The 4,494-nt window shown below is 41.4% G+C and carries 4 protein-coding genes and 1 pseudogene; 3 read left to right on the plus strand and 2 right to left on the minus strand.

The window, feature by feature from the left end:
- Both B9J84_RS15860 and B9J84_RS15865 read right to left on the minus strand, forming a co-directional pair.
- Positions 1 to 438, minus strand: a pseudogene (locus B9J84_RS15860) (phosphodiesterase); the annotation flags it as partial.
- 70 nt (positions 439 to 508) lie between these two features.
- Entirely contained in the window at positions 509 to 1,018 is a 510-nt protein-coding gene (locus B9J84_RS15865; RefSeq protein ID WP_094124545.1) for a hypothetical protein, read from the minus strand.
- A 188-nt stretch (positions 1,019 to 1,206) separates the two neighbouring features.
- Between B9J84_RS15865 and B9J84_RS15870 the strand changes: the two genes are divergently transcribed.
- From B9J84_RS15870 to B9J84_RS15880, 3 genes are all read left to right on the plus strand, one after another.
- Entirely contained in the window at positions 1,207 to 1,683 is a 477-nt protein-coding gene (locus tag B9J84_RS15870) for a CreA family protein (protein WP_026028212.1), read from the plus strand.
- Between the two features lie 113 nt (positions 1,684 to 1,796).
- Positions 1,797 to 3,101: an inosine/guanosine kinase gene (locus B9J84_RS15875; RefSeq protein ID WP_017046075.1), complete on the plus strand. Its 1,305-nt coding sequence runs from the start codon at positions 1,797 to 1,799 to the stop codon at positions 3,099 to 3,101.
- A 292-nt stretch (positions 3,102 to 3,393) separates the two neighbouring features.
- On the plus strand, positions 3,394 to 4,494 hold a 1,101-nt coding region (locus tag B9J84_RS15880), incomplete at its 3' end, for a diguanylate cyclase domain-containing protein (RefSeq protein ID WP_143698881.1).

Here is a 4,494-nt window from a genome sequence, read left to right on the forward strand (position 1 = left end):
GTACTTAGTCATGTCATCGAGTGTGGCACTTTTGTCGTTGATGCCAACCGCAACCATAGGCGTATCTGGTTTAAATAGGCTTGAGAGCCCTTTAGTGAACTTTAACGCATTGTCATCGGTAATAATAACCGCATCGAATGGATAATCACGATATTTAACGTGGAGGTATTTTTTGGCCTCCTCAAGATACTCTTGGCTATAAATTCTTTTTGTATCAAGGTATTCAATGGAGAGCTTAATCGGTGTTTTGCTGCTCTTAACTACAGCATCAATGCCCTTTTGAAATTCATATGTCCATTGATAAGATGATTCGTATGAATGCAGCACAAGAATATTTTTAGGCTCCCAGCGAGTTGACTTAGCAGGAAACGACAAAAACAGCGCATAACAGACCATAGCAGTCCAACTAAGCCAATATGTTATTTGCTGTTTATTCATACATAGCTCTCCGTGCAGGCTAAAATTAATACCAAACCAGGCGCTATAGTACCAATTTCATCAGGACAAGCTACTGTTCTATAAAAACATTACCATTGCACTCATGATTAGCACGCCATTTTACGAGCAACAACCGCGTGAATGCATCTTTACCTCCAAATGCATTTTTATCCAGAGTAACGATGTCAGAGATGAGTATCTCATGTGAAGTGGAGGTGACGATACCAGCAGCCACAGGCTCCCCGTTTTGAAAACCTAAGTAAAGCTCGCAAGGTGCTGAATAAATGATTTGGGTAAAGAATTCGATAACTTTTGATTGATCGTTTTTATCGCTCCATAAGCTTGCTTGCAACAGAGCAAACCATATTGTCATCCGATGAAAATCAACCAAATAAACCTCTTCGAGCAACGATAGGTTAGGCTCCTCAGTGAGCTCAATAAAAGGGCGAGAACTGCGTTGAACAACCGCTTTTTGGTAGAGATCTCGACCTTGTAAGCTCTCTTCTGTTGGAAATTCGACATTCACTTGGTCAAATAGCCATTGGTTTTTAATGGCGGCAACGTCAGGTTGGTTAATCATTGTTATGTACTTCTTCTTCTAATTGTTGCAAGCAGGATACTGACCAGATCGATATGCGACAAGCCATTACTCACATTATCCTCATCTAAACTGCAGATATGCTGGCCAAAACATCAACATAACAGCCTATATCATTCTCCTTTGATGCTGCTATCATGTGCAGAAAGATGGATAAATGGATTATAGACATGAACAAGAAACTCATCACCACCGCATTCATACTTAGCTTTGGTTTAGTTGGCTGCGATAGCAATGAAGTTGGCGATGTATCGCTCGGATTTTTCACGCTTAAAGACGTAAAAATCGAAAATCTAAGTGATGATATTGTGACTGGTGTTACGTGCCATATTGCTTCAATTGAGGCTAATTTGAGTCTTTCTGATCCAAGTGATAGCTCAATCTCGTGTCGTCAGACTGGTGACATTACGCCAGAGATGATTGCAAAAATTGATAAGAGCAAATCAGGCGAAATCGTATTTAAGAAGTCAAAAAGCATTTTCTTCAAGTCAATGAAAGTCAGACGTATCTACGATGCAGAAAATCAAACCCTGATCTACTTGTCTTATACTACCAAAGAAACAGATGGTAGCTTCAAGCACAGCCTATCGACCGTACCGCTTTGGGGGACTAAGGCTTATAGTACGGACATAACGCTCACTAAATAGCCACTAACGCCTCGGCGATCTAGATTTAGCTCACTTTTTTATGTAATAAAAATGAAAGGAACCTTTCATATCCGTGATATGATGCGGGAAATTTTCAATTCTCATTTTTCAACATGAAGTTTCCTGGACAGCGTAAATCTAAGCACTATTTTCCGACTCATGCTCGTGACCCTCTCGTCAATCAAATTCAACAAACGGCTATGCTCCACCGCCCAACAGTGGTCGGTGTTGGGCAAACCATTGTTGATATTGAAGCTCGTGTAGACAATGAGTTCTTAGCGAAACATCAATTGAGTAAAGGTCACTCACTTGTGCTCGAAGAGAGCAAAGCCGATGCGCTCTATGAAGAGTTAGTCGAACGAGGTTTAATTACTCACCAATACCCGGGAGATACGATTGGCAACACACTGCACAACTACTCTGTGTTGGCCGATAGCAAATCCGTTTTGCTCGGCGTGATGTCCAAAAATATTGAAGTCGGCTCATACAGCTATCGTTATTTGTGTAGAACCTCATCGCGCATGAACCTAAACCATCTTCAAACTGTCGATGGTCCTATCGGGCGTTGCTACACCCTAATTTCTGATGATGGAGAGCGTACCTTCGCCATTAATGAAGGGCATATGAATAAACTTCGCCCCGATAGTGTTCCTGAAGAGGTTTTTGAAAAAGCTTCCGCTTTAGTTGTTTCTTCTTACTTAATGCGTGGAAAGCCCGAAGATCCAATGCCACTTGCGGTCAAACGCGCTATTGAGATCGCTAAATCCAAGCACATTCCAGTGGTGTTAACCCTAGGCACTAAGTATGTAATTGAAGGTAATGCGAAGTGGTGGCAAGACTACATCAAAGAAAACATCACAGTCGTCGCCATGAATGAAGAAGAAGGTGAAGCGTTAACTGGTGAGAAAGATCCACTGCTTGCAGCTAACAAAGCACTCGAATGGGTAGATTTAATCCTCTGCACCGCGGGGCCCGTGGGTCTTTATATGGCTAGCTACACCGATGAAAGCGCAAAGCGCGAAACTGAATTACCTCTCCTACCGGGTAATATTGCTGAATTTAACAAGTACGAATTTAGCCGTGCGATGCGAAAACAAGACTGCCTCAACCCAATAAAAGTGTATTCACACATTGGCCCTTACTTGGGTGGCCCATTGGAAATCAAAAACACTAACGGAGCGGGAGACGGAGCGCTATCGGCTTTATTGCACGATATGGCCGCGAATAGTTATCATCAACGCAATGTTCCAAACTCTGCCAAACATGATGTGCCGTACCTCACTTACTCTTCGTTATCTCAGATCTGCAAATATGCAAACCGTGTCAGCTACGAAGTGCTCACACAGCACTCTCCTCGTTTATCACGAGCATTACCAGAACGTGAAGATAGCCTAGAAGAAGCGTATTGGGATCGTTAAATCGTATGACTTCTACATGAATAAAAGCGACAATTTGTCGCTTTTATTCTTTCCACAACGAATAAACCGCACGATGCGATCCTACGTTATTTAAGTCTCACCATTTCGTTTCAGAAATAACAACTTCCGTGAAATAAACTGATAACTTGTGCCTAATTGATGAATCAATAGTTTTATAATTGAGACATCTTAGTACAAGCGTTATAGTACTCTTTAAAGATGAGTCATAAAGGTTTTGGATCAAGACTCACAATTATCATCCATTGCTGCTTTCGCTTGAATTAGGATTAACATGACAATGTCATTTCCGCAGGAAGAGTATTTAATTTCAGACCTAGACAGTGCCGTTGCAAAGCAGCGTCTGGTTCATGTTCTCGATTTTTTTAGTCAAGGTCTGTTTTATATGAGCAGCGATGGAAACATGGTGCTCTATAATCCAACATTTTATGTACAATTTGGTGTAAACAGCGAAACTATTTCCTATGCTGATTGGCTGAGTTTGGTCCATCCTATGGATCGTGCACTGCTCAACAGCCGCGTCGACAAGCATATCAGCACAACTGAATCAAGGGAATCGATTCAATACCGAGTCAAAAAAGCAAATGGTCAATATATCTGGTTAGAGGGGAATGCGGTCACAAAAAGTGTGAACGGTGAACATTTTATGGTGGGTAGCCATAAAGATATCTCCGATCAAAAATTGATGGAAGATTACATTCATCAAGCTGCATTTTTTGACAGCTCATCAGGCCTCTATAATCGAAGTAAATTACTGCTCGATATTGATGAGAAAGCACTCAAAATTGGAGAGCCTTATTCACTTATCTACATCCAACTTGAAGATATTAAGTCTTATCTCAATCAATACGGCTCAGACATTGTTAAAGATTTACTGAATCACGTCGTCAGTGCACTGCGAGAACTGCCCGATGAATTTGCTGATTTTTACCGTATTCGCTCTGACGATTTTGCCATATTACTTAGAGGAGAACGCTCATACGATGAGCTCAAGCATATCTGCTCTCAAATAATGAAGCACTATTCGAAATCAGCCACGGAGCATGGGCACCTCTATGGTAATGATATCAGCATTGGTGTCTATCCTGAGATAAACCGTGCTATATCTGCCGATGAGTTGTTAAATATTGCATCACGAACTTGCCAATTTGCTAGTGCCAAAAATCATTCTCGTATCGAAATTTACAGTGGCCGAATTCAAAAAAACGTTGATCGTTATTTCTTCATCGAAAGAGGCTTAAAGGAAGCATTAGATCAACGTTCATTGTCCGTGAAATTCCAACCCATTATTCATGCACAATCAGGGCAGGTATCCAGCTTTGAAGCCTTAGTCCGCTGGCGCTCAAAAGAGTTTGGTGAGATTTTCCCGGACGAA

It is taken from the genome of Vibrio sp. V03_P4A6T147 (genome assembly GCF_002241085.1).
Lineage (GTDB): Bacteria > Pseudomonadota > Gammaproteobacteria > Enterobacterales > Vibrionaceae > Vibrio > Vibrio anguillarum.

Excerpts from the sequence above, each read along its gene's own strand:
- B9J84_RS15870 (WP_026028212.1), top strand. The coding sequence starts at position 1,207 with ATGAACAAGAAACTCATCACCACCGCATTCATACTTAGCTTTGGTTTA.
- B9J84_RS15865 (WP_094124545.1), bottom strand. The coding sequence starts at position 1,018 with ATGATTAACCAACCTGACGTTGCCGCCATTAAAAACCAATGGCTATTT.
- B9J84_RS15875 (WP_017046075.1), top strand. The coding sequence starts at position 1,797 with ATGAAGTTTCCTGGACAGCGTAAATCTAAGCACTATTTTCCGACTCAT.